This window comes from Nocardia sp. 852002-51101_SCH5132738 (assembly GCF_001665695.1).
Taxonomy (GTDB): domain Bacteria; phylum Actinomycetota; class Actinomycetes; order Mycobacteriales; family Mycobacteriaceae; genus Nocardia; species Nocardia nova.
Map to the genome: position 1 here is coordinate 49010 of NZ_LZML01000058.1, position 23982 is coordinate 72991.

Annotated in this window: 26 protein-coding genes; 8 read left to right on the forward strand and 18 right to left on the reverse strand. The window is 68.6% G+C overall.

The annotated features are described in order from the left end of the window. Positions 1-4: 4 nt before the first annotated feature. Positions 5-994: a GNAT family N-acetyltransferase gene (locus tag A5789_RS08580; RefSeq protein WP_064903860.1), complete on the reverse strand. Its 990-nt coding sequence runs from the start codon at positions 992-994 to the stop codon at positions 5-7. Beyond that, the gene (locus A5789_RS08585; RefSeq protein WP_063015231.1) at positions 984-1574 is read right to left on the reverse strand and encodes a peptide deformylase; all 591 of its coding nucleotides are present in this window, start codon (positions 1572-1574) and stop codon (positions 984-986) included. Before A5789_RS08585 ends, A5789_RS08580 begins: the two co-directional genes overlap by 11 nt. Before the next feature lie 126 nt (positions 1575-1700). Here A5789_RS08585 and A5789_RS08590 point away from each other — a divergent pair, with 126 nt between their 5' ends. The 4 genes from A5789_RS08590 to A5789_RS08605 all read left to right on the forward strand — a co-directional run bounded on the left by A5789_RS08590 (position 1701) and on the right by A5789_RS08605 (position 4682). After that, entirely contained in the window at positions 1701-2102 is a 402-nt protein-coding gene (locus A5789_RS08590; protein ID WP_064903858.1) for a DUF3263 domain-containing protein, read from the forward strand. Between the two features lie 54 nt (positions 2103-2156). Further along, a complete protein-coding gene (locus tag A5789_RS08595; protein ID WP_064903856.1) occupies positions 2157-2717 on the forward strand; it encodes a LytR C-terminal domain-containing protein in 561 nt (186 codons plus the stop codon). A gap of 116 nt (positions 2718-2833) precedes the next feature. After that, positions 2834-3523: a superoxide dismutase family protein gene (locus A5789_RS08600; protein ID WP_030516585.1), complete on the forward strand. Its 690-nt coding sequence runs from the start codon at positions 2834-2836 to the stop codon at positions 3521-3523. A gap of 13 nt (positions 3524-3536) precedes the next feature. Then, the gene (locus tag A5789_RS08605; protein WP_064903854.1) at positions 3537-4682 is read left to right on the forward strand and encodes a glutamate--cysteine ligase; all 1146 of its coding nucleotides are present in this window, start codon (positions 3537-3539) and stop codon (positions 4680-4682) included. A gap of 1 nt (position 4683) precedes the next feature. On the opposite strand, the gene A5789_RS08610 is transcribed toward A5789_RS08605, so the two are convergent. Next, positions 4684-5358 (reverse strand): TetR/AcrR family transcriptional regulator, encoded by a 675-nt coding sequence (locus A5789_RS08610; RefSeq protein ID WP_082940557.1) that lies wholly within the window; start codon positions 5356-5358, stop codon positions 4684-4686. A gap of 83 nt (positions 5359-5441) precedes the next feature. Between A5789_RS08610 and A5789_RS08615 the strand changes: the two genes are divergently transcribed. Continuing rightward, on the forward strand, positions 5442-6413 hold the full coding sequence (locus tag A5789_RS08615) for an oxygenase MpaB family protein (protein WP_064903852.1): 972 nt from the start codon (positions 5442-5444) through the stop codon (positions 6411-6413). A 51-nt stretch (positions 6414-6464) separates the two neighbouring features. On the opposite strand, the gene A5789_RS08620 is transcribed toward A5789_RS08615, so the two are convergent. After that, positions 6465-7241, reverse strand: coding sequence for an alpha/beta fold hydrolase (locus A5789_RS08620; RefSeq protein WP_063015227.1), 777 nt, complete (start codon positions 7239-7241; stop codon positions 6465-6467). Between the two features lie 24 nt (positions 7242-7265). Further along, the gene (locus A5789_RS08625; protein WP_030516580.1) at positions 7266-7556 is read right to left on the reverse strand and encodes a hypothetical protein; all 291 of its coding nucleotides are present in this window, start codon (positions 7554-7556) and stop codon (positions 7266-7268) included. 208 nt (positions 7557-7764) lie between these two features. On the opposite strand from A5789_RS08625, the gene A5789_RS08630 reads away from it, so the two are divergent. Continuing rightward, positions 7765-9051 carry a phosphatase PAP2 family protein gene (locus A5789_RS08630; RefSeq protein WP_227463083.1) on the forward strand — a complete coding sequence of 429 codons (1287 nt, stop codon included), beginning with the start codon at positions 7765-7767 and terminating at the stop codon, positions 9049-9051. 9 nt (positions 9052-9060) lie between these two features. Here the strand turns inward: A5789_RS08630 and mnhG are convergent, their stop codons facing one another. From mnhG to A5789_RS08685, 11 genes are all read right to left on the reverse strand, one after another. After that, complete coding sequence (gene mnhG / locus A5789_RS08635; protein WP_030516579.1) at positions 9061-9417, reverse strand: monovalent cation/H(+) antiporter subunit G; 357 nt, start codon at positions 9415-9417, stop codon at positions 9061-9063. Beyond that, positions 9414-9674, reverse strand: coding sequence for a monovalent cation/H+ antiporter complex subunit F (locus A5789_RS08640; protein WP_063015226.1), 261 nt, complete (start codon positions 9672-9674; stop codon positions 9414-9416). Before A5789_RS08640 ends, mnhG begins: the two co-directional genes overlap by 4 nt. 70 nt (positions 9675-9744) lie before the next feature. Continuing rightward, positions 9745-10260, reverse strand: coding sequence for a Na+/H+ antiporter subunit E (locus A5789_RS08645; protein ID WP_030516577.1), 516 nt, complete (start codon positions 10258-10260; stop codon positions 9745-9747). Next, the gene (locus A5789_RS08650; protein WP_064905579.1) at positions 10257-11873 is read right to left on the reverse strand and encodes a Na+/H+ antiporter subunit D; all 1617 of its coding nucleotides are present in this window, start codon (positions 11871-11873) and stop codon (positions 10257-10259) included. The genes A5789_RS08645 and A5789_RS08650 overlap by 4 nt, the downstream gene beginning before the upstream one ends. Further along, positions 11870-12253 carry a Na(+)/H(+) antiporter subunit C gene (locus A5789_RS08655; protein ID WP_063015225.1) on the reverse strand — a complete coding sequence of 128 codons (384 nt, stop codon included), beginning with the start codon at positions 12251-12253 and terminating at the stop codon, positions 11870-11872. The genes A5789_RS08650 and A5789_RS08655 overlap by 4 nt, the downstream gene beginning before the upstream one ends. Further along, positions 12250-15090 carry a Na+/H+ antiporter subunit A gene (locus A5789_RS08660; protein ID WP_082940559.1) on the reverse strand — a complete coding sequence of 947 codons (2841 nt, stop codon included), beginning with the start codon at positions 15088-15090 and terminating at the stop codon, positions 12250-12252. Before A5789_RS08660 ends, A5789_RS08655 begins: the two co-directional genes overlap by 4 nt. A gap of 118 nt (positions 15091-15208) precedes the next feature. After that, positions 15209-16519, reverse strand: coding sequence for a hypothetical protein (locus tag A5789_RS08665; protein WP_064905577.1), 1311 nt, complete (start codon positions 16517-16519; stop codon positions 15209-15211). A 78-nt stretch (positions 16520-16597) separates the two neighbouring features. Beyond that, entirely contained in the window at positions 16598-18805 is a 2208-nt protein-coding gene (locus A5789_RS08670) for an AAA family ATPase (RefSeq protein ID WP_227463082.1), read from the reverse strand. 54 nt (positions 18806-18859) lie between these two features. Next, positions 18860-19768, reverse strand: coding sequence for a phosphatidylcholine/phosphatidylserine synthase (locus A5789_RS08675; protein ID WP_063015221.1), 909 nt, complete (start codon positions 19766-19768; stop codon positions 18860-18862). Beyond that, positions 19765-20484, reverse strand: a complete 720-nt coding sequence (locus tag A5789_RS08680) for a phosphatidylserine decarboxylase (RefSeq protein WP_030516570.1) — start codon at positions 20482-20484, stop codon at positions 19765-19767. Before A5789_RS08680 ends, A5789_RS08675 begins: the two co-directional genes overlap by 4 nt. A gap of 124 nt (positions 20485-20608) precedes the next feature. Beyond that, positions 20609-20881: a GlsB/YeaQ/YmgE family stress response membrane protein gene (locus A5789_RS08685; protein ID WP_030516569.1), complete on the reverse strand. Its 273-nt coding sequence runs from the start codon at positions 20879-20881 to the stop codon at positions 20609-20611. Positions 20882-21202: 321 nt separating this feature from the next. On the opposite strand from A5789_RS08685, the gene A5789_RS08690 reads away from it, so the two are divergent. Further along, positions 21203-22231, forward strand: a complete 1029-nt coding sequence (locus A5789_RS08690) for a beta-ketoacyl-ACP synthase III (protein ID WP_063015220.1) — start codon at positions 21203-21205, stop codon at positions 22229-22231. Positions 22232-22267: 36 nt separating this feature from the next. Here the strand turns inward: A5789_RS08690 and A5789_RS08695 are convergent, their stop codons facing one another. Next, a complete protein-coding gene (locus tag A5789_RS08695; RefSeq protein ID WP_064905575.1) occupies positions 22268-22957 on the reverse strand; it encodes an SIMPL domain-containing protein in 690 nt (229 codons plus the stop codon). A 52-nt stretch (positions 22958-23009) separates the two neighbouring features. Further along, entirely contained in the window at positions 23010-23459 is a 450-nt protein-coding gene (locus A5789_RS08700; RefSeq protein WP_030516566.1) for an SRPBCC family protein, read from the reverse strand. Between the two features lie 231 nt (positions 23460-23690). Between A5789_RS08700 and A5789_RS08705 the strand changes: the two genes are divergently transcribed. Further along, the coding region (locus A5789_RS08705; protein WP_231956624.1) for a transposase at positions 23691-23982 on the forward strand (292 nt) is incomplete at its 3' end.

Here is a 23982-nt window from a genome sequence, read left to right on the forward strand (position 1 = left end):
GGGTTCACTCGCGGCGGTGGCGGCCCGCGTCGGGGTCCGGAGCGGCGTAGCGGTAGGTGTGATGGTCGACGAAGCCCATCTCCCGGTACATCGCGAGGGCGGCGTCGTTGTTCACCTCCACCTGGACGTAGGCGTGGGTGGCGCCGCGTTTGTAGCCCCAGTTGATCAGTTCGGCGCAGACGAGGGTGCCCAGGCCGTGGCGGCGGTGGGGTGCGGCGACCGCGAGACAACTCAGGCCGATCCAGTGTCGGCCGTCGGGGGCGGTGGTCAGGGCGCCGCGGCCGATCGCCAGCGGAGTCGGCAGGCCCAGCGCGGCGAAACCGAGTTCACCGTCGCGGACCGCGGTGAGCACGTCGGTATCGGGCAGCGGCGCGGCCACGTCGACGGTGTCCTCCCCGCGGTGCCGGTGCAGTTCCAGCCAGGCCGGGTGCGGCCGCTCGTCGATGCGGACCATCGACGGACCCTGCGGCAGTACGAAAGTGGCGATATCGATGCCGAGCACCCTCGTCTCGCCCCAGGTGCGCCAGCCCGGCGGCACCGGCGCCAGGCGGTCGGGGAGCCGAAGCTGCAGCGGCAGACCGTGTTCGGTGTACCACTCGCCGATGCGTTGCAGCGTGCGCATGTCGAGGGCGGCGTTGCGACCGGATTCGCCCAGTGGCACAGCGGAATTCGCGCGATGGCTGTATCCGTTGCCGGCACTGCACAACCAGCCGTCGAACCAGGCCCGCTCGAGTCCGGGCCACCCGTCGATCGCCGCCGCTTCCAGCGCGCGGATCTCACCGATCCGGATCGGGCGCGGCCCCAATGCTTTCATCGCCACCACCCGATCGGGTGCGATGGTTACCGTGGTGCCGTCGGCGGTGCGGACCCGCACCGGATCCGGTGCGACGAGTTCGCCGATCACATCCGTGAACTGCTGCGGATAACCCTCGGGCAGGCGGTACCGCACCACCACGCGGCGCCCGAGCGGGATATCGGGACGGTCAGTCGTCATGCCCGAACGGATCCGGCACCTCGCCCGGCACCCAGCTCAGACCCGGTGTGCCCCAGCCGTTGCGCTTGATCGCCTTCTTCGCGGCGCGGGCGTTGCGGCCGATCAGCACATCCACATAGAGGAAGCCGTCGAGGTGGCCGACCTCGTGCTGGAGCATGCGGGCGAAGAAACCCTTGCCCTCGATGGTGACCGGCTCGCCGTGTTCGTCGGTGCCGGTGACCCGCGCCCAGTCGGCGCGGCCGGTGGGGAACTGCTCACCCGGAACGGAGAGGCAGCCCTCCTCGTCGTCGTCGGGATCGGGCATGGTTTCGGGGATCTCGGAGGTTTCCAGCACCGGGTTGATCACCGCGCCGCGCCGCCGCTGCACCGAACCGTCGGGCTGCACGTCGGGGCAGTCGTAGACGAACAGGCGCAGCGATTCACCGACCTGATTGGCGGCCAGCCCGACTCCGTTGGCGGCATCGAGGGTTTCGTACATGTCCGCGATCAGGCCGGCGAGCTCGTCCGGCGACTGCGACACCTGCCGGGTCGGGTTGTGCAGCACCGGATCGCCGACGATGCGGATCGGGAGAATCGCCATGGTGGCACACTTTACGCGGCGCCGCGTGTACGGCCCGACACGCCGTACGACGCCTCGGTGAACGGGTGTGCCGCGTGGTTGAATGACGACGACTGTCGTCCGTTGTTGATTCGGCGAGGGAGCGATATGGACAGCGCAGCGGCCCGGAATCTATCCGCAAGCGAGGACAGCTCCGCGAGCGAAGAGATCGTGGCAGTGGTCGAAGGCGCCTCCGGCGCGGCGGTCGAAGGCGCCTCCGGCGCGGTGGTCGAGGGCGCCCCCGAGGGGGCCGCGGTCGACGGTCTCACCCGTCGCGAACTCGACATCCTCGATTTCGAGCGCAAGTGGTGGAAGTACGCCGGTGCCAAGGAAGAAGCCATCCGGGAGCTGTTCGCCATGTCCGCCACCCGTTACTACCAGGTCCTCAACGCCGTCGTCGACAAGCCCGAGGCGCTGGCCGCCGATCCGATGCTGGTGAAACGGCTGCGCCGGTTGCGGGCCAGCCGGCAGAAATCGCGGGCGGCGCGGCGGCTGGGCTTTCAGGTCTGATCGGCCGATGTCCGATGCGCGCGCACGCTCATCCCTGCGACTAGGGTCGACACCGTGAGCAACCCGAATCCGCCCTCCGGTGGACCGCCGCTGCGAGCACTCGCGATGGTGCTGATCGCGCTGGCCATCGTCTTCGCGGGCCTCGGCGCGATGGCGCTGTCGAACTCGAGTTCCGATTCCGCTGCTGCGGAGACCTCGTCGGACACCGAAACGACGGCCGCGCCGGTCACCACCACCCGCGCCGCCGCCACCACGACGGCGGCCACGACCACCGCGGCGCCGACGAGCACGCTCACCACGACCACCGCGGCGGCGACCAGCACGACGGCCGGTGTGGACAAGACCGTCCCGGTCCGGGTGCTGAACAACAGCACCGTCGCCGGCCTGGCCTCCCGCACCGGGAGCCAGCTCACCGCGTCGGGCTTCGACGTCACCGAGACCGGCAACTATCCCGGCGGTGTGATCGCGAAAACAACTGTCTATTACGGAAATTCCCCGCACGAACGGGAAACCGCCCAGGCGATCGCGAATGAACTGGGAGTATCGGCCGAGCCGCGTTTCGCCGGAATCGCGGACTCGCCGCCGGGCGTCATCGTCATCGTCACCGGTAACTAGAACCCAACCGAGCCCCACCAGTGCGGTGCATAACGGCTCTGGCAAGATCTTGTCCGGTAAGGAATCTGTTCAACCAGCACTACTCGTAAACTCGGTACTCGTAAAGGAGTTCTCCGATGGCCCCCTCCGCAACCCGTCGCCCCTCCTGGCGGACTGTGACCCCGATGCTGGCGATCGCGGCTTTCGGCCTGGTCGCGTGCAGCAACAGCCAGGAGTCGAGCGACGTCAAGGGGACCACCCCGCCGGTATGGACCGGTAGCGCCGGTCCGGCGGAGAACTCCGGCACCGGCGCCGAGCAGAACCCGCCCTCCGGCGATTCGGTCTCGGTGCAGTTGAAGGACCCCTCCGGCGCGCAGGTCGGCACCGCCACCATCGCCAAGTCCGGCGACAAGCTGCAGATCACCGTCGACGCGCACGGCCTGCAGCCGGGCTTCCACGGCCTGCACATCCACCAGAACGGCAAGTGCGAGCCCAACTCCACCGCCCCGTCCGGCGGCGCGCCGGGCAACTTCCTCTCCGCCGGTGGCCACCTCCAGGTGGGCGAGTCGAACGCCCATCCCTCCAGCGGCGATCTGACCTCGCTCGAGGTCGGTAAGGACGGCACCGCGAAGCTGGTGACCACCACCGACTCCGTGACGCTGGACCAGGTCAAGGGCAAGGCGCTGATGATCCACGCCGGCGCCGACAACTTCGGCAACATCCCGAACCGCTACCTGCAGGCCAACGGTGGCGCGCCCGGACCCGATGCCGAGACTCTGGCAACCGGCGACGCGGGCGGCCGGGTCGCCTGCGGCGTCATCGGGTAAGAGCGGATTCGTCATGGGTTGGGCTGGCTCTCGAACGGTTCCCTGGAACGGCTCGCCCCGCCCGACGCTGGGCGTCGAATGGGAGATCGCGCTCGTCGACAAGCAGACGCGCAATCTCTCCAATACGGCCGCCGCGGTCTTCGATCAGGTCGGTGATCTGCGGGCGCCCAACGGCCCGCCGCATGTCACCAAGGAACTGCTGAAGAATACGGTCGAACTCGTCAGCGGTGTCCACGACACCGTCGGCGAGGTGGTCGACGAGATGCACGCCACGATGGACACCGTGCGCGCGGCCGCCGACCGCGTCGGTGTGGACCTGTTCTGCGCGGGCACCCATCCGTTCGCCCAGTGGTCGACGCAACAGCTGACTCGCTCCGAGCATTACGACGAGCTGATCAGCCGCACCCAGTGGTGGGGCCGCCAGATGCTGATCTGGGGCGTGCACGTGCACGTGGGAGTCTCGCACCCGGAGAAGGTCTTTCCGATTCTCAACACGCTGCTGCTCTCGTATCCGCATCTGCTGGCGCTGTCGGCGTCCTCACCGATGTGGGCCGGCATCGATACCGGGTACGCGAGCAATCGCGCGCTGATGTTCCAGCAGCTGCCGACCGCCGGCTTGCCGTTCCAGTTCGAGAACTGGTCGCAGTTCGAGTCTTTCGTGCACGACCAGATGAAAACCGGTGTGTTCGAACAACTCGGCGGGATGCACTGGGATATCCGCCCCGCGCCGAAATGGGGGACCATCGAGGTCCGCGTCTGCGACGGCATCCCCAGTCGCTTCGAACTTTCCGCGCTCGTCGCCCTGATCCACTGCCTGATCGTGGATCTGGATCGCAGGGTGGAGGCGGGGGAGACCATGCCCACCCTGCCGCCGTGGCATGTGCAGGAGAACAAGTGGCGCGCAGCGCGGTACGGCCTGGACGCGATCATCATCACCGACTCCGACAGCAACGAGCGGCTGGTCACCGACGATCTGATGGATCTGCTGGATCGGTTGCAGCCCACCGCGAAACTGCTGCAGTGTGAGAACGAGCTCGCGCGGGTGCCCGATATCGTCGAACGCGGGGCGTCGTATCAGCGGCAGCGACGAGTGGCGGCGGCCGCGCAGGGCGATCTGGTCGCGGTGGTGGACGCGCTGGTCAAGGAATTGAACAGCTGAGTCAGCGGTCCTCCGGCGCGGCCGGGGTGATGGCGGTGCCGGCCAGCAGCAGGGCGGCGATCAATTCGGTGAGATGGGTACGGGTGGCGCGGAATTCGCCACGAATCCACGCCGCTACCAGTTCCAGCGTGCCGCTGACGACGGCGTAGGCGGTCATATCCAGGTCGAGCGGGGCGGCGGCCGGGTCGGGCGGGCGTAGTTCCCGCACCAACGCGGCCATGGCGGCCGCGATATCGCGCTGAGTGCTGAGCCGGCCGCTCTGCAATGCGGCATCGGAATGGGATGCCAGCACCAGCGCTTGGCGTCGCGGGTCCGCGGCGAGGAATCCGAGCGCGGCGTCGGCGGCGGCACGGACCTGTTCGTGCAGATCCGGTCCCGCGGCCAGCGTGGCCGAGATCACGGCCGCGATGCCGTCGGCGGTGAGCTGCCCGGCCAGGGCCTGGACCAGGACGTCGCGATCGGCGAAATGTTCGTAGAAGTACCGGTCGTTCAGGCGGGCACGGGCGCAGACCGCGCGCTTGGTCACCGCATTCGCGCCGCCCTCTGCGAGCAGGTCCAATGCCGCGTCGAGCAGGGCGGTGCGCCGCCGTTCCCGGCGTTCGGCCGCGCTGATCCCGCCGTAGGCGCGCACGGCGCGACCTCGGGACTCCGCATCCGCATTCATGATCTTGACCACCGCCCTCTTTTGGTGCACTCTGACACCAGAATCATTTGTGGTGCCGCGTGGCACCACACTAATCGGAACAAGGGAGTTCTGTGATGTCCTGCCCCGTGTCTCATGAGACGCCGACGCGGGAGCCGGCGCGCTCGGCCGGTGATGCCGCGACGACTCGCGCACACGCCGATGCGTCGGCGGCCGCGGTGCGACGGTTCGAGCGGGTGGCCGGGTCGGTTTTCCTCGGACTCTTCGGTGTCGGCCTGTACGACCAGACCATGCTGCCCGCCGTCTCGGCCGCGCTGGAGGTCACCGGCCGGGTTCGCGACGAGCCGTGGGGGCGCGCGCGGCGTACCGCGGCGGCCGATCAGATCCTGTACCAGGCGGAGGAGGCCGACCGGCTGGCCGAGGCCGAGCGGCTCTTGCGACTGCATCGCGATGTGAAGGGAGTCGGCGCCGACGGCGTGCGGTATTCGGCGCTGGCGCCGGAATCGTGGAACTGGATCCTCTACTCCGCCTTCTTCGTTCAGTACCACGCGTATCGGACGGTCACCGGCGATCGGCCGACGGCCGCCGACGACCAGGCGATCTGGGACGCCTTCCGGGCGAGCACCGCGCCGCTGCACCTTCCCGGCCGGTCCGTGCCGCTCGCCGACTACCGCGAGATGGTCGAGCACTACAACCGCGTGGTCGCCGAGCAATTGCGGCGCACTCCCACGCTGACCGCGGCCACCGGCGCGATCGACGCGGCGCCGCGGCCGGACTTCCTGCCGCCGCTCGCCGAGCCGCTGTGGCGGATGGTCGCGCCGTTCATCCGGCACGTGATCATCGTGCTGGGTTGCGGGATCATGCATCCCCAGGTGCGCGAGCTCATGCCGTACCCGTGGACTCCGCGGCAGGAGCGCGAATTCCGCGCCCTCGCAACGGTACTGCGCCTGGCCTACCACGCGCTGCCGGCCGCGGTGACCGATACCGCCTTGGCGCGCAACCGGCGCCGCTATCGCAAGCTGGTCTCGAAATACAAAGGGATGGGGCTGAATTCGTTCGCTCCCGACCTGGTATCCGCCCGACGCTGACCAACCAGTGGCCTCGAATCGCTTCCTCGACAGCACCTTTCGGGACAGCAGCTATTCGTGTCCGACCGGCAGGAAGCGGGCGACCTGCTCGTCGGCGAGAAAGTCGAGCAGCAACCGGTTCACCAGCTCGGGCTTTTCCAGCGGTAGCGCGTGCGACGTGCCGGGAACGACGGCCAGCTGCGCATCGGCGACCGTGCGGGCGAGCAGTGCGCTGTGCTCGACTCGCACCCAATCGCCGTCACCCTGCAGGAAGAGTGTCGGTGCGGTGATGCGGGCGATGTCGCCGAGGGGAATCTCCGGCTCCTCGCGCCACATTCGCATGATCTTGTCGTAGACGACGGGGAAGTGGTCCGGGCCGTCCGGCGACAGCGGTGCGTGCAATCCTTCGAACATGGCACGGGTGCCGGCATCCTCGGCAAGATCGTCCAGTGCCGCCCGCGACGACGGCCACTCGCCGTCCAGCGACAAATACTGGCCGATCACCACCAATTTGCCGACCAGCTCCGGCCGCGCGATGGCAACCAGCGCCGCTACCGCGCCCCCGTCGCTCCACCCGATCAGATGGGCACCGCGTAGCGCCATGGCGTCCAGCCAGGCGGCCGTATCCTCGGCCATCGCCGCATAGGTGATCGGCCCGGGCACATCGGCGGTCCTGCCGTGTCCGCGCCGCTCCGGCACGTACACCCGATAGTGCCGAGCCAGCTCGTCCACCTGCTGTCCCCACGATTCGGCCGTCCCGAGCCCACCGTGCAACAACACCACTGGCTCACCGTCCCCGTGCACCTCGTAGTAGGTCCGCAACCCGCCCGCGTCGATGTATTCACCCATGCGTGCAGTCTGGCCCGATTTCGGTCAGCGGTGGAATTCGCGCCAGGCCTTCTGGGTGTCGGTGAGCTTCGGGCGGGGCGTGCGGTTGCGGAAGAAGTTCACCACCATCGTCACCGGAACGATGAAGGCGTGAAAGAAGATCAGGTACGAGCCGCCGTCGAAGAGAAAGGCGAGGTAGAAGGCGTAGCCGAGGAAGATGCCGCCGAAGATGCCGTTGAAGGATCGTGACGCGCTGCTCTGCCCCTGCTTCACCGACGCCATGGCGATCATGACGATCCCACTGATCGCGAGCAGTGCGACATACCAAGTGAACATGGCTCGAACTCTGGCAGCGCGCCCCTGGTGATCGCTTACGGAAAGGTTGTCGCGGCCGGGCCCGTCGCGACAATGGCGAAGATCACATCCGTCGCCGACGTTTCCGCTGTGCGAGGGGCGGCGTTCATCGCCTGTTTACGATGATCGGGTGCTGCTCGATGATCCGCGTTCCGGCTTCGGTGACGCTCGCCGTGGACGGTTCCGGAACCTGTCGCCGCACCACGCGGCCTGGGTGCTGGTCACCGCGGTGCCGGCGCTGCTGGTCGTGTTGCAGATTGTGGCCGTGCGCAACAACTTCGAGGGCCCGCTGCACAGCCTCTGGGAGGATTTCGCCGGGACACCCAAATCGGTCTCCGTGCCGTGGGCGGGGCTGGCGCTGGCGCTGGTCGGGTTGTCGTGGCGGTGGCGGTTCATCACCGTGGGCGTGGCGGTGATCGTCGATGCCGTCTGTGCGTCGATCCGGGTGTCTCTCGGCGGCCCGCTGACCATCGGCAACGGTGCGGTCATCGCCCTCACCGCGGTGGTGCTGATCGCCTGGCTCGGCTGGGAGGGTGTGCCCAAACGCAACGCCCTGCACGCGGCGGCGCTGGGATCGCTGCTGATCATCGCCACCAAGGTCGGTGACGTGTGGCTGCACTTCACGGTGGTGGCCGGGCCGGAGGTCCGCGACCGCTATCTGGTGCTGGCCGATCACGCCTTCGGTGAGCCCGCATGGGTGATGGGCCGGGTGATCGACGCCCTGGGCCCGGTGGTCTACGGCGTATTGCATTGGGTCTACATCGAATTGCCGGTGGCCGCGATGGTGGTGGCGGTCTGGCAGCTGCGCAAGGTGGTGCGCACCGGGGTGTGGCCCCGGCACTATCTGGTGCGCACCTTCCTGGTGCTGGGCCTGGTGGGCCCGGTGATCTACCTGATATTCCCGGTGGTCGGGCCGATGTTCGCCTACGGACCCGATGGGCACGGTCTGCAGGCCGGCGACTATTGGCCGCACGTGGTGCCACCGACCGACTACCACCCGAAGCCCATGCCGTTCGACCGCTACACGCCGCGCAACTGCATGCCCTCCATGCACACCGCCTGGGCGACTGCGGTTTTCCTGCACACCCGCCGCGACAACGACGGTGCGCCCGCACCCCGCTGGGTGCGCTGGGCCGGGACGTTCTGGTTGCTCGCGACGCTGTCGGCCACTCTGGGTTTCGGCTATCACTACGGCGCCGACCTGCTCGCGGGTTCGGTGCTGGCCCTGACCGTCGAATCGGTGCTGCGCGCCCCCGAGCGCGGCTGGGACCGGGCGCGCGCACTGCTGGTCGCCGCCGGATTCACGCTGCTGATCGGATTGCTGCTCGCCTACCGGTATCTGGCGGTGTGGATGGCCGAATATCCGCTGCCCGCGGGGATCATCGCGCTCGGTCTGTTCGCCGGATTCGCGTCGGCGTTCTATCGCACCTGGTTCGCGCGCACGGCCGCGGAGGTGCCCGAACCGGTCGCGGTGTAGCGGGTGCGGTCAATCGTCGGGGAGGTCCTCGTCACCCATCTCGTTGATCAGCAGCAGGCCGTCGCGGTGGCGCTGTTCCCGATAGGCCGTCCGGCCGACCAGGTGCGCGATAGCCGGCGCGGTGACCAGCGTGAACAGGCCGACGAGCACCAACATCCAGACGTTGGGATGGCCGCGCAGCTGGATCGCCGAACCGATCAGAATCAGAACCAGGCCGACGACTTGAGGTTTCGTCGCCGCGTGCATGCGCGAGAGGGTGTCGGGGAAGCGCACGATCGCGACCGCGGCGGTGGCGGCGAGGAACGCCCCGAGCAGGATGGTCGCGTACGACAACCAGATCAGCGCGGTATGGAAGATGCCGCTCATTTGTCGTCCCGCACCCGGAAACGCGTAACCGCTGCTGATCCCAGGAAGCCGACCAGCGACAGCGCGACGATGCCCGGCACCACCGTGGTGTCGTCGCTGTAGGCGGCCCACACCGCCAACCCCGCCGCGGCGATGCCGACCAGCGAATCGATGCCGACGACCCGGTCCAGGGTGCCGGGACCGGCCAGCACCCGGAAGGAAGTGAAAGCCGCGGCGGTCGCCAGGAGTATGCCCGCCACGATCGCGACAAAGGTCATGAACCTGCCTCCTGTAATTTGCGGGACACCCGCACCCGGTCGGCGGCGCGAGCCGCTACGCGATGGTCGCTCACGCCGCCTCCTGTTTGTTGCCTTCGAAGGACCTGATCAGCAGGCCTTCCAACCGGCGGGTGATGTAGTAGAACTTCTCGACCGCGTCGTCGCTGCCGACATCGAGTACGTGCACCCACGCGACCCCGGCCACCCGATCCAGTTCCAGCACCATCGTGCCGGGAATCAGATTGAGCACATCGGCGCACAGCACCATCACCAGATCCGAGTCGATCGCGAGTCGCACCCGCAGCACCCCCGAGACCGGCGCACCGGCGGGCCGCACCGCGAACCACGCGATCTGAAGACTGGATTCGATCGCGTAATAGGCGGTGAGTACGACCAATTCGATCAGTGGCAACACCCGCAGCCCGCCGTTGACCGGAACCCGGGGCAGCGGCAGCAGCACCATGATCAGGATGCCGACCACCAGCCCGGCGAGCAGATTGGCGACACTGGCATTACCCCACAGCGCGGTGTAGAGGACGGCCAGCCAGATCAGCACGCCGATGCGAACCAGTCGTTCCCGCGTCATCGGTTTCCTCCCGACTGCCACGTCTCCGGCGGGCCGAGCACGGTGCCCAGATATCGGTGCGGATCGTTGAGATCTTCGGCCGCGCGTTGGCAGATGCCCAGAATCGGCCCGGCGAATACCGTCAGCGCGAGCGCGACCACGATCAACGCCGCCGTCGGGGCCACCATCAGCCGGGGCATGCGGCCGGGGTCGACGCGGTCGTCGAACAGCACATCGGTGGATTCGTCGATCAGCGCCGAGGGGGCGGCATCGGCCAGTTCACCCTCCGGGGCCTGTACGCGCGGGCGCCAGAACGCTTTGCTCCACACCCGCGCCATGACGTACAGCGTGAGCAGGCTGGTCGTCACCGCGCCGGCGATCAGCATCCAGGCCAGCACGCTCCCGTCGGCGGCGCCCGCCTGCAACAGCCGCACCTTGCCGATATATCCGGAGAACGGCGGAATACCACCGAGATTGAGCGCCGGAATGCCGAACAGCAGGGCCAGCGCCGGACTCGCCGCCAGCAATCCGCCCAATCGGCTCAGCGACGCCGACCCGGCCTGCCGCTCGATCAGGCCCACCACCAGGAACAGGGTGGTCTGGACCAGAATGTGGTGCACCACATAGAAAACCGTGCCGGTGGTGCCGCCGACCGAACCCAGCCCCACCCCGAACATCAGATAGCCGATATGGCTGACCAGGGTGAACGACAGCAGACGTTTGATATCGCTCTGCGCGATCGCACCCAGGATGCCGATCACCATGGTGAGCAGACCGCACACCAGCAGCACGTTGTCGAAGGTGCCGGCCGGCAGCAGCAACGCGTGCACCCGGATGATGGCGTACACACCGACTTTCGTCAGCAGACCCGCGAAGACCGCGGTGACGGGTGCGGGGGCGGTCGGATACGAATCCGGCAACCAGTTCGACAGCGGGAACACCGCGGCCTTGATGCCGAACGCCACCAGCAGCACCGCGCAGATCGCGCTGCGCACGCCCAGCGGCACCGTGCCCATCCGCAGCGACATGTCGGCCAGATTCAGGGTGCCCGTCGCCGCGTACGCCAGTGCGATGCCGGTGAGGAAGATCAGCGACGACACCATCGACACCATCACATACGACACCCCGGCCCGGACCCGGTCGGCGCTCGCGCCCAGCGTGAGCAGGACGAACGACGCGGCCAGCAACACCTCGAATCCGACGAACAGATTGAACAGGTCACCGGCCAGGAAGGCGAGCGAAACACCCGCGCTCAGAATCAGATACGTCGGCTGGAAGATCGAGGTGGGTTGGCGTTCGGTGCCGTCGCTGATACCCTGCCCGACCGCGAAGATCAACACCGCGAGCAGCACGATCGACGACACCAGCAGCATGCCCGCCGAGAGCCGGTCGACCACCAGTGTGATGCCGATCGGCGTCTCCCAGCGGCCGACCTGCACCGCACCCATACCGTCGCGGTCGGCCAGATACAGCAGCACCCCGGAGATCGCGACCACCACCGTCAGCGCCGCGATCGAAATCGCCTGCTGCACGCGCGCTTTGCGACCGACGATCAGGGTCGCGGCCGCGGTGAGCAGCGGGATCAGCACCGGGAGCGGGCAAAGGGCGGGGAGCAGACCGGGGGACAGGCTCATTGTTCGGGATCCTCGCCCTCGCGCTGCGCGGCGACCTTCACGTCCTCGGGGTCGTCCTCGACCTGTTCCGTGGTGGTCAGCGCGAAGGCCCGATAGGCCAGGGCGAGAACGAATGCCGCCAAACCCATCGTGATGACGATCGAGGTGAGAATCATCGCCTGCGCGAGCGGATCGGCCGGGTCGTGATGGCGCCGGTCCGATTCACCGAGGATCGGCGGCCGTCCGTCCGGTCCGCTCATGGTGAGGATCAGCAGGTTCACCGCATTGCCGAACAGGATCAGCCCCAGCAGCATCTTCGACACCGCGCGTTCGAGCACCAGATACACCCCGCAGGCGACCATGATCCCGATCAGGGCCAGCATGGTGATATTCGCGCTCATCGCATCCCTCCCTTCGTCGAAGACGTTGTGCCGTCCAGGAATTCGATATCGAGGCGGGCGCCGAGGCTGCGCAGCACGTCCAGGACCAGACCCACCACGATCAGGTACACGCCCAGGTCGAACAGCATCGCGGTGACGAATTTGACATGTCCGAGCACCGGCAGGGTGACCTCGATGATGGCCGAGGACAGCGGTGGCGCGCCCAGCAGCAGCGATCCGGTCGCGGTGCCCGCCGACAGCACCAGTCCGGCGCCCAGCACATGTCCGGCGTCGACCGGCAGCGCCTCGGCCAGCTCGTAGCGGCCACCGGCGAGATAGCGCATGACCAGGGCCAATCCGGCGGTGAGACCGCCCGCGAAGCCGCCGCCCGGCGCATTGTGGCCGGCGAAGAAGAAATACGCCGACAGCACCATCATGGTCGGGAACAGCATCCGGGTGGTCATCGCCATCACCATCGACCGGTCCCGCGGGGCGACGAGCGGACTGGCGCGCAACCAGTAGGCCCGATCCGGGTCGGGGGTGTAGCCGGGGGCGTCGGAGACGCGCGGCAGGGTGCCGAACCGGCGGCTGCGGAACATCAGCGAGGCGACACCGGTGGCCGCGACCACCAGCACCGAGATCTCGCCGAGGGTGTCCCACGCCCGGATGTCGACGAGCAGCACGTTCACCGCGTTCTTTCCGCCGCCGAAACTGTATGCGGCGGGCGGGATTCGATGCCAGATCGGTTCGGTGCTGCGGGCCGCGGTGGCGAAGGCCGCCACGATCACCACCGCCGCTCCGACCGCCGCGGACAGGATGGCGCGGCGCACCTTGAGGGCTGCGGTGCGGCTGGGTTCGATCTCGGCGGAGAACTTCCGCAGCACCAGCACGAAGATCACCAACGTCAATGTCTCGACCAGGAACTGGGTGAGGGCGAGATCCGGCGCGCCGTGCAGGGCGAAGATCACACCGCAGCCGTAGCCGGTGACCCCGACGAGCAGCACGCTGGCGAGGCGGTTGCGCATGATGGTGGCGCCCAGAGCCATCGCGGCCATCACCAACGCGATCACCAGCTGTAGTGAGGAATCCCACGCCCGCACGGAGATGCGCGAACGCGCGCCGATGAACAACAGGACCAACGGCAACGCCACGACCGTGATCAGGATCAGCCCCTGATTCAGCGGCAGCGAACCACGCTGGGTGGCACCGGTCATCCGCAGCGACAGCTGATCCATCGCGCGCAGTACGGCGTCGTAGACCCGGTCGGCGTTGCCGAGGCGCGGATTCACCGATTCGCCGATCCGGTCGCGGATCTCGAACAGCACCAGACCGCAGGCGATGGCGATCAGGGTGAGGGTGAGCGGGGTGCCCCAGCCGTGCCACAACCCCAGATGCGCCTCCAGCGGCCCGAGGGTGCGGGCGTAGGGCGAGAGCAGCCGGTCCATCCAGGGCGAGGCGAGACCCGCGGCCAGAGAGGCCACGGCCAGCACGGCCGGCGGCGCCACGAACAGCGCACTCGGGGGATGCCAGGGCGGCTCCGGCTCCGGCACACCCTCGGAGGCGCGTTTCGTACCGAACGCGCCCCAGACCATGCGCGCGCTGTAGCCGACGGTGAACATCGACCCGAGCACGATGCCGATCGCGACGGCGATCCGAACCGGTGGGTTCAGATTGCCCGCGTCGAGTTCGGCGGCGAAAGCGCTTTCCTTTCCGACGAATCCGAGCAGCGGCGGAATCGCGGCCATGCTCAACGCGGCGAGCGCCGCGACCGCGCACAGGACCGGCGCGCGCCGCCCGATGCCGGAGAGCCGGCGCAGATCGCGGGTGCCGGCGCTGTGATCGACGATGCCGACCACCATGAACAGACATCCCTTGAACAGCGCGTGCGCGACCAGCAACGCCGCACCGGCCAGCGCCGCCTCCGGGGTGCCGGTGCCGACCAGGACCAGCAGGAATCCGAGCTGGCTCACGGTGCCGAAGGCGAGCACCAGTTTCAGGTCGTAGACCTGCAGCGATCGCAGACCGGCGAGCAGCATCGACAGGATGCCGAGGGTCAGCACGATCGGATGCCACACCGGTGCCTCGGACAGGCCCGGGGCGAGTCGCGCCACCAGGTAGATACCGGCCTTCACCATCGCGGCGGCGTGCAGATAGGCGCTCACCGGGGTGGGTGCGATCATTGCGCCGGGCAGCCAGAAGTGCAGTGGCACGATCGCCGATTTGCTCAACGCGCCGATCAGGATCAGCACCACCGCGACATTGGTCGACCAGTCGTGCGGATCGGCCCGCGCCACCACATCGGAGAGCAGATAGCTGTCGCAGCGCTGCCCGAGCAGCACCAGGCCGACCAGCATCGCCAAGCCGCCCGCGGCCGTGACCAGCAGCGCCTGCAGCGCCGCGCGACGGCCGGTGCTCTGTTCGGCGTGATGGCCCACCAGCAGGAACGACAGCACCGTGGTGAGCTCCCAGAAGGTGAACAGCACCAGCATGTTGTCGCTGACGACGAGCCCGAACATGGCCCCGGCGAAGGCCACCAGATAGCCGGCGAAGATACCCAGGCGGGCTCGGTCGTCGTCGTCGAAATATTCGGCGCAATAGGCCAAAACCAGCGCGCCCACGCCCAGGACCAGCACCGACATGATGGAGGCGAGGCTGTCCAGACGCAGATCCAGATTCATGTGGATCTCCGGCGCCCAGGCGATCCGGACCTCGGCGTCGCTGTTCCAGTTCGCGATGACCCATACCAGCCCGGCCAGCGGCGCCAGGGCGATCGGGTAGAACCCGCGCCTTCCCCATACGCGCACAGCGAGCGGTGCGAGCAGGGCGGCACAAGCATGGGCTAGCAGGATGGCGAGCAAACGTCACTCCGTCGGTCGGCGGCGGGGTGGTGGCGCCCCGATCCTACTGCTGACTCCGGGCTTCAGTGGTCACGGCCGGATCCGCGCGGTCCGGAGCGCGACCTTCCAGAGACGATGGCTATATATCGGCTACCGATTCGGTGGTGGTCGGCTTGCGCCAATAGCGCAGGGCGAGCAGGCCCGCCGCGCAGACTGCGGTGATGCTCAATGCGGTCCAATAGGGCGCCGCCGAGCTCATCGTCGTGGCTGGGCACAGGTACCACTGGCCGGGATCGGAGACGCATTGCGGCCGGTCGAGGTGATCGCGCAGGGCGGTTACCACCGACGGCACGAATATGATCGCCACACCGAGCACCCGGGTCGGGTTGTATCGCGGTGCGGCACTGCCGAAGCTGTAGCCGGCCACCGCTGCGAGCAGCCCGCTCAACACCGCCGCCTGCACGCCGCCGGTGATCCGATGGCCGGAGACCAGCGCGCAGTACAGCGCCATCGCTGCCAATGTCGCCATGGCGAGCATCGGCATCGGCCGCCGGAATCCCGCGACCAGCCCCAGCGCGATCAACAACACCAGGGGAGCGACCGACCAGATCGGCAGCCGGGCCGGTATCAACGCTCCGCCCACCACCGACAACGCGACGGCCAGCAAGATCAACACACCGTCGCGCCGCGGCAGCAAGAAGGCCGCCACTACGGCTGCGGCCACTGCCAGGGACGCGGCGAAGGCGATACCGCCGGCGTTGTCGGCGTGCCGAGCAAGCCATTCCGCGCTGAACACCCGACCGATGACGAAGATCAGTCCCGCGACGATCGGCGCCATAGGTAATTCGACCGAGCGCCGTTCCACGGTGTCCTGGTTGCGATTGACGATCATGCCGACGATTACGAGGACGAGGGTGATCACGATCAACCACAGCGGCGGCAGCGTGGTCGTCGACCAACCCGGCGCGCCCATCACTCCGTTCCGCACGGTTCCCGTCGAGGTCGAACCGAGCTGGCCGAAGACCACCGCCGCGAGCGCCCCCAGGGTCCAGCCGAACACCTGCAGCCAGCCGCGCAGCACCGCGACCGCGATTCCGCCCAGCAGAATTCCGCCCGCCAGCGTTTCCAGATAGTTCAGAGTGGCCGGCGCGATGCTCTGGTCGCCGCTCTCGGCCAGCAGATGAGCCAGCAGCATGGTCGCCACCCCGCACAGCGCCGTACCCCATGCGACGAGGGCGTGATTGACGGTGGTGGCGAAAACGGCCACGATCAGCGCGACGATCGCGCCCACGGCGATGGCCTTCGGCTGGCTGGCGGCGAGCATATCCATCTGCAGCACCGAGGTCTGCGAGGCCCAGCGGAAGCCGTTGGGCAGCAGCAACGACAGCCCGGCGACCAGGGTGGCCAGGGCCGCCGTGATCATCTCCAGAACCGCGTGGTGCGTGCGCACCAGCCGAAAATACCTGCGAACGGGGTGGAACCGGGGCAGACCTGCCGGATCGGGCGCGCCGGTCGGAGGCGCGGCGAATCAGAGTGTCGCGCGCTTGCCGGCGTACTGCCGCAGCGCCTCGACCTGATCGGCGTCGAGGGAGGGCCGCACACTGCCGCGGGCCGTCGCCAGATCCGCGGCGCCGAGCGCGGCGGCATCCACATCGCGGCGCATCGCGGCCATCGCGGCCTCGCGCAGCAGTGCCGCGCAGTCGGCCGCCGAGTAGCCGTCCAGGTCGGCGGCCAGTGCGGCGAGGTCCACATCGTCGCTCAGCGGCACGGAACGGCTTGCGGTGCGCAGGATTTCGGCCCGGGCCGCGGCGTCCGGCGGCGGGACGAAGACCAGCCGCTCCAACCGGCCCGGACGCAGCAGCGCGGGGTCGATCAATTCGGGCCGGTTGGTGGCGCCGACCACCACCACATCGCGCAGCGGTTCCACCCCGTCCAGTTCGGTGAGCAGCGCCGCGACCACCCGGTCGCCGACGCCGGAGTCCGTGCTCTGGCCGCGTCGCGGGGCGAGGGCGTCGATCTCGTCGAGGAAGATCAGCGAGGGAGCGGAATCGCGGGCTCGCTGGAACAGTTCGCGTACCGCGCGCTCGGAGGAGCCGACCCATTTGTCCATCAGTTCGGCGCCCTTGACCGTATGCACGCTGAGCTGCCCACTTCCGGCCAGCGCGCGCACCAGGAACGTCTTCCCGCAACCCGGCGGTCCGTACAGCAGCACTCCGCGCGGCGGGTCGATACCCAGGCGCGCGAACGAATCCGGATGCCGCAGCGGCCACAGCACCGCCTCGGTGAGCGCCTGTTTGGTCTCGGTCATATCGCCGACGTCGTCGAGGCTCAGGCTGCCGATCGCCAGTTCCTCCGTACCCGAACGCGAGAGCGGCCGGATCACCTCCAGCGCGCCGACCAGATCCGCCTGCATCAACTTCGGCTCGGCGTGATCGCGGCTGGCCCGCGAGGCCGCCCGCAGCGCCGCCTCCCGGCACAGCGCCGCGAGGTCCGAGACGACGAATCCCGGTGTGCGCGAGGCGATCTCGTCGAGATCGAGATCCTCGGTCGGTACCTTGCGCAGCAGTTGTTGCAGCAGTTCCGTGCGGACCGCGGCGGTCGGCAGCGTCAGCGCCACTTCGCGATCACAGAGATCCGGTGCCCGTAGCCGGCTGTCGACCGCGGTGGGATGAGAGGTGGTGGCCAGGAAGGCCACTCCGGCCGTGGCCACCGCGGCGCGCAGTTGATCCAGAATGAGCGTCGCCACGGGCTCCGGCTGCTCGGGAAGCAGGGCGTCGATATCGGTGATCAGCAGGACACCACCCGCGCCGGAGCAGACCTCCGAGACCGCGAGCCCCACCTCGCGCAACCGGGTGCCGCTCTCGGACGCGCCGACGGTCGGGCCGTCCAGTTCCACGATGCGCCGCGGTGTCGACACCGCGCGTGCCAGGGTGGCTTTGCCGGCGCCGGCGGGCCCGGTGATCAGCACGCCCAGATGCGGCGGGGCGCCGAGGGTCCGCAGGAGTTCCGGTTCGTCGAGCGCCAGGCTCAGCCATTCCGACAGTTTCGCCGCGGGCGCGCGCACCCCGGCCAGATCGGCCACCGGGACGGCCGAGGGACGCTCGCGCACCAGCATCCGACTGCCGGGACGATTCGGCGCCAGCGCGCCCCGGGGATCGTGGGAGGCGTCCGCCGCCGGGGCCGCGGCGCCCCACACGACCGCGCTGTTGGGCTGCACGCTCACCGGGCCGCCGGTGGGATCGGTGGTGGTCACGGTCAGCAGTTCCGAGGTCCAGGCGATCGCGAAGGTACGCGAGAGCGCTTGTGTCGCGGCGGCGGAGCTGGTGCCCGGCCCCAGATCGCGGGGCAGCAGCGATACCGCGTCACCGACGGTGACGACCTTGCCGAGCAGCGCCTGCCGCAGCGTGGATTCCGCGATCGCGCCCATCGCCGCGACCGAACCGGTCACCGAGATGTGCCGGGCCCCGTACACCGTCACCGGGGCCACGACCACCGCGCCGTCCTCGCGCACCCCGGCATTGGACAGCGTCACATCGTCGAGCAGGGCGATTCCGGCGGGTGTATCGGCGGGCGCCCGGCCGACCACCGCGGCCGTGCGCCGGGAGCCGATCACGCTGATTCCGTCCCACTCCCGCAATCCCAGGGCCGCGAGCGCCTCGGAATGCAGGCGAACCACGCCGCGGCGGGCGTCGGCGGCCGAGCGGTTGAGTCGGGCAGTCAGCGACAATTCAGGCACGTCTGCCATTGTGCCCGCGGCGCGGTAGCGGCCGTGTGGATCGAGCTCTCCCGCTCAGCGCCCGCCCGGCCTGCGCAACCGCAACCGCGCCGACGATTCGCGAATGCCCGGCGGCCGCCGCAGCCGCAGCCGCGCACCCTCGCCGATCGGCGGCATCCGCCGGGCCGCACGCCGCTGCGCACGGCGTTCGGCCGGTTTGTGATGCCAGGTCTCCGGCCGCGCCGCCACCCAGCGCTGCGAGCGCCACGCGAACGGGATGTGCACCAGATACAGCCCGATCAGCACCATCAGCAGGATCAGCGGATAGGTGACCAGGGCGGCCGCGGCCAGCGCGACCAGGACCAGCAACAGTGCGGCCGCCTGCGGCGCGACCGACACCGACTTCATCGCCAGCGTGGGGATCGTGCTGACCGCGAGCAGCGCCGCGAACACGGTCCACGCCGCCACCATCGGGAAGTTGTTCCACCATCCCTCGCCGAACTGGCTGTGCAGCGCGATCGGCAGCAGCGCGATCAACGCCGCCGCCGGCGCGGGAACGCCGGTGAAGTATTCGCGCTCCCAGTCGGGCCGGGTGTCGTCGTCCATGATCGTGTTGAACCGGGCCAGCCGCAGCACGATGCTCACCGCGTAGATCAGCGCGATGATCCAGCCCGCGCTGTCCTGGCGCAGGAAGGTCACGTACAGCACCAGGGCCGGTGCGACGCCGAAGGAGATGGCATCGGCCAGCGAATCCAGTTCGGCGCCGATCTTGGTGGTCGCCGACAGCATCCGGGCCAGCCGGCCGTCGAGGGTGTCGAGGACGGCGGCCGCGCCGATCATCGCCAGGGCGATGTCGAGGGAGCCGTCGAGTGCGAATTTCACCGCCGACAGTCCGGCACACAGCGCCAGGATCGTCACGATGCTCGGCAGCAGGCGGATCGTGCGGCGGCGGCGACCCGGTTCGGTCACGGTGTTCTCGATCATGGCAGCAGTTCGGCCAGCACCGTTTCCGCGCCGATCGTGCGCTGTCCGGGCTCGACCAGCAGCCGGGTGCCGGCCGGGAAGTAGGTGTCGACCCGCGACCCGAACCGGATCAGACCGTAGGTCTCGCCGATGCTCAACGCGTCGCCGACCTTGGCGTCGCAGACGATGCGCCGTGCTAGCAGTCCGGCGATCTGGACGACCGTCACCAGCTGACCGGAGGCGGTCTCGAGCACCATGCTGTTGCGCTCGTTCACCGAACTGGCCTCCGGCAGATCCGCCGAGCGGAATTGACCACGCTGGTAGGCGATGGTGCGCACGGTGCCCGAAACCGGGGTGCGCTGCACGTGCACGTCGAGCACCGACAGGAAGATGCTCACCCGGGGCAGCGGGGTGTCGCCGAGGTTCAGCTCGGCCGGCGGCACCGCGGTGTCGACGAGTGCGATCTCACCGTCGGCCGGGGCGACGACGATATTCGCCCGATTCGGCGGCACCCGGTGCGGATGCCGGAAGAAGGCCGCCGAGGCCGCGGCCGCGGTCAGCCCGGTGCGGCGCAGCCAGCGACGGCGCCGCCCGCCGAGAACCGCCACCGCCAGCGGCGCGGCCACGAAGGGCAGGCCGGCGGGATGCAGCGGCGGAATCGCTGCTTTGACCAGGTCGGCGACATGACCGAGCCCGGTACGTTCGGGCGTACCGGGCGGGGTGGGGCGGCGGGCCACGGACTCCTCTTTCGTGCGCGGATGACATTCGGTCCGCAGAGCTTCCGGGACCGCGCTCACACCTTACGGGACACGGCATCACCGTGGCGTGGTCCCGATCGGGCGTACTCGCCGCCGGATGCCGTCAGCGCGCGGCTTTGCGCCCCGTGGCCAGCCGCACCAGCCACAGCAGGATCACCGCTCCGCCCAGGCAGGTGAGGAAGCTGAAGAAGAAGCCGCCGCTGTGCACGTCGACGCCGAACAGCCGCAGGATGAAACCGCCGATCAGGCCGCCGATCACCCCCACGACGATATTGAGCAGGATGCCCTGCTGGGCGTCGGTGCCCATGATCTTGCTGGCGATCCAGCCCGCCAGGCCGCCGATGATGATCCAGCCGATGATTCCGAGACCGAGCATTGGTGTCCTCCAGGGAAACTCGTCGGAAATTGCCGTCGTCGCCTCGCCACGGTTCGGTATCGGAACCAGTCTGCGAGCCGGTTCTACACGAATCGATTGTGACAATACCCACCGTGGGGATTAGCATTCCTATTAATATGAGGGGGCCTCATGTCTACGCGCACGTAGCACTCGGACTCGTCGGGTCGAACCGTCGGTTCGCGAACGACGAGCGCGTCGGCCTCCGAGGCCCGATGAAGGAATGTTCGATAGCGGGTGGCGCCCGGACCGGGGCAGATTTCCGGTTCTCCGGCCCGCCGGCAGGTACATAGGAGATGCGCGATGGCTGCTCGACTCGCCCAAGTCACCGGGGTGGAGCACACGGCGATGCTCGGGCTCGGTGTGTACCGCCCCGCCCGGGTCGTGACCAATGAGGAAGTCGCCGGACCGATCGAATCCAGCGACGAATGGATTCGCACCCGCTCGGGCATCCGGACCCGGCGGTTCGCCTCCGAATCCGAGACCATCATCGCCATGAGCGCCGCCGCGGCGCGCGATGCCATGGCCGCCGCGGGGATCACCGCCGAGCAGGTCGACTGCGTCATCGTCGCGACCTCGACCTGGCTGCTGCTGACCCCGGCGGCCGCCCCGCAGATCGCCACCGAACTCGGGATGAACAATCCGGCCGCATTCGACATCTCCGCCGGGTGCGCGGGCTTCTGCCATGCGCTGGGCGTGGCCTCGGATCTGGTCAAGGGTGGCACAGCGGGCCACGTGCTGGTGATCGGCGTCGAGCGGCTCACGGACACGTTCAACCCGGCCGACCGCGGCACCGCCTTCCTGTTCGCCGACGGTGCGGGTGCCGTGATCGTCGGCCCGTCCGACGAGCCGGGCATCGGCCCCACCGTCTGGGGTTCGGACGGCGAACAGCATCACGCGATCCGCCAGGACAAGGACTGGATGGAGTTCTTCCGCGAGATCGACGAGAAGGGCACCGACGCGGTCCGCCCGTACCTGGCGATGGAGGGCACCGCGGTCTTCCGCTGGGCCGCCCATTCGCTGAAGAAGGTCTGCCTGGACGCGATCGAGCGGGCCGGCCTGACCCCCGGCGATATCGACGCGATGGTTCCGCACCAGGCCAACGGCCGCATCATCGAGATCATGGCGCGCGAGCTGAAGTTGTCGGCCAATTGCGCACTGGCCAACGACATCGAGGAGACCGGCAACACCTCGGCCGCCTCGGTTCCGCTGGCCATGGAGGCCATGCTGCGGTCGGGCGAGAGCAAGCCCGGTGCGGCGGCGTTGCTGGTCGCTTTCGGCGCGGGCCTGTCCTACGCGGCGCAGGTGGCGAAACTGCCGAACTGGCAGTAGCCGAGTCGAACTGCGCGGGTGTCCGGCGGGCGCGCGTCAGCCCATGGTCCAGGTGACCGTCACCGTGAAGGTCACCGTCTGCCGACCGGGTTCCAAAGGTACGTCCGGAGTAGCGAATTGGGCCTTGGCCTGCGGCGGCGCCGATTCCCCGCTGCTGGTCTCGTTGATGGTCTTCACGTCCTTCAACTTCAGGCCCGACAGCACCGCGTACTGGTTGGCGCGCGCCTTGGCGTCGGCGAAGGCGCCGGCCCGGGCGTCGGCCAGCAGTTTCGAATTGTCGTCGAGCGCGAACGACACGCCGCGGATGCGGGTGTCGTTCCCGCCGGCCCCGACCGCCGACGCCAATACGCCCGAGGCCTTGGACAGATCGCGAACCACGACGTGCACGGTGTTGGTCGCGGTGTACCCGGTGACGTTGTGGTCGGGGCCGTACTGCGGCTGCACCGACACATCGGTGGTCCGGATGTCCTCGCGTGTGGCGCCCGCGTTCACCATCGCATCGGTGATCGCCGCGGCCTTGCTGTTGGCGTTCGCGATGGCGGTGGACACGTCGGGCGCGGTCACTTCGACACCCACGTCGGCGTTCAGGGTGTCCGGCGCTCCCCGCACCTGACCGGTGCCGACCACCGTCACCTCGCGTGAGGTCCCCGAATCCGAACTGCCACAACCGCTCAGCAGCACGGTGGTTCCCACGAGTACCGCCAACACGCCCGTCATCCGTCGCATACCGGGCAAATTACGCGGTCGAACCCGCCTGTGGGGCCAAAGGCGCGCCGAGTCAGCGCTCGGCCGCGGCCTTGATCTTGCCGAGGGTTTCGTTCATCCCGGCGACCAGATCGGCCTCGAACTGCTGCTCGCCGCCGAGGAGCGCGTCGATCATCAACCGCACCGGTTTGCGCACCCCGTTCGGCACGTCGCGGCGCTCGGTCACCCGCGTGCCGGCCGCGGTGGGTTCGAGGGTGTAGCTCCACACCGTGCCGTTCTCGTTCATCCGGAACGCGAAGGCCTGATCGGGCTCGTAACGCACGATGCGTGAGGTGGTCGGGTAGTACTTGCGGCCGACCTTGTTGAAATTCACCGTCCACGTGCCGGCGCGCGGCGTGCCCAGCGGAATCATCTTCAACGTGGTGGGGCTGAATTCCGGCATCCGCCCGAGATCGGAGACGACCGCCCACACCTTGTCCGGCGTGGCGGCAATGTCGATGGTGGCTTCCAGGGTGTTCGGCAACGCTGCCTCCGAGATCGTGACGGGTGTGGTTATGACGGTCGGTAACGGTAATCCTAGTACTCCAGCCGGACTTCGTAGACAACGATTCTGCTGTTCAGGGTGCCGGGAGTTGGGCGGCCACCGCGTGATCAGGTTGTGTTTGTGTGGGACACAACTGAATTGGCGGTGGCCGTGTTCGACAGCGTAGCCGCCCCACGGTGGCGGCGACAGTTCGACGAGTTCACCGGCGCGATCGGGTCACGGTTCGCGCGAGCCGAGACCCGTGCGACTGCCGGGCGGATGCTGACCGGGCTGATATCGGAGCTGCCGGCCAAGAACTGCTGGACACTGGCCGAGTATGCCGGTGATCGCTCGCCGGATGCGATGCAGCACCTGCTCGCGTCCGCGGTCCTCGACGAGGACGGGTTGCGAGATGACCTGCGCGACTACGTGGTCGGGCATTTGGGCGAGGTCGACGCGACACTGGTGGTCGATGAGACCGGCGACCTGAAGAAGGGTGTGCACACGGTCGGGGTCCAGCGTC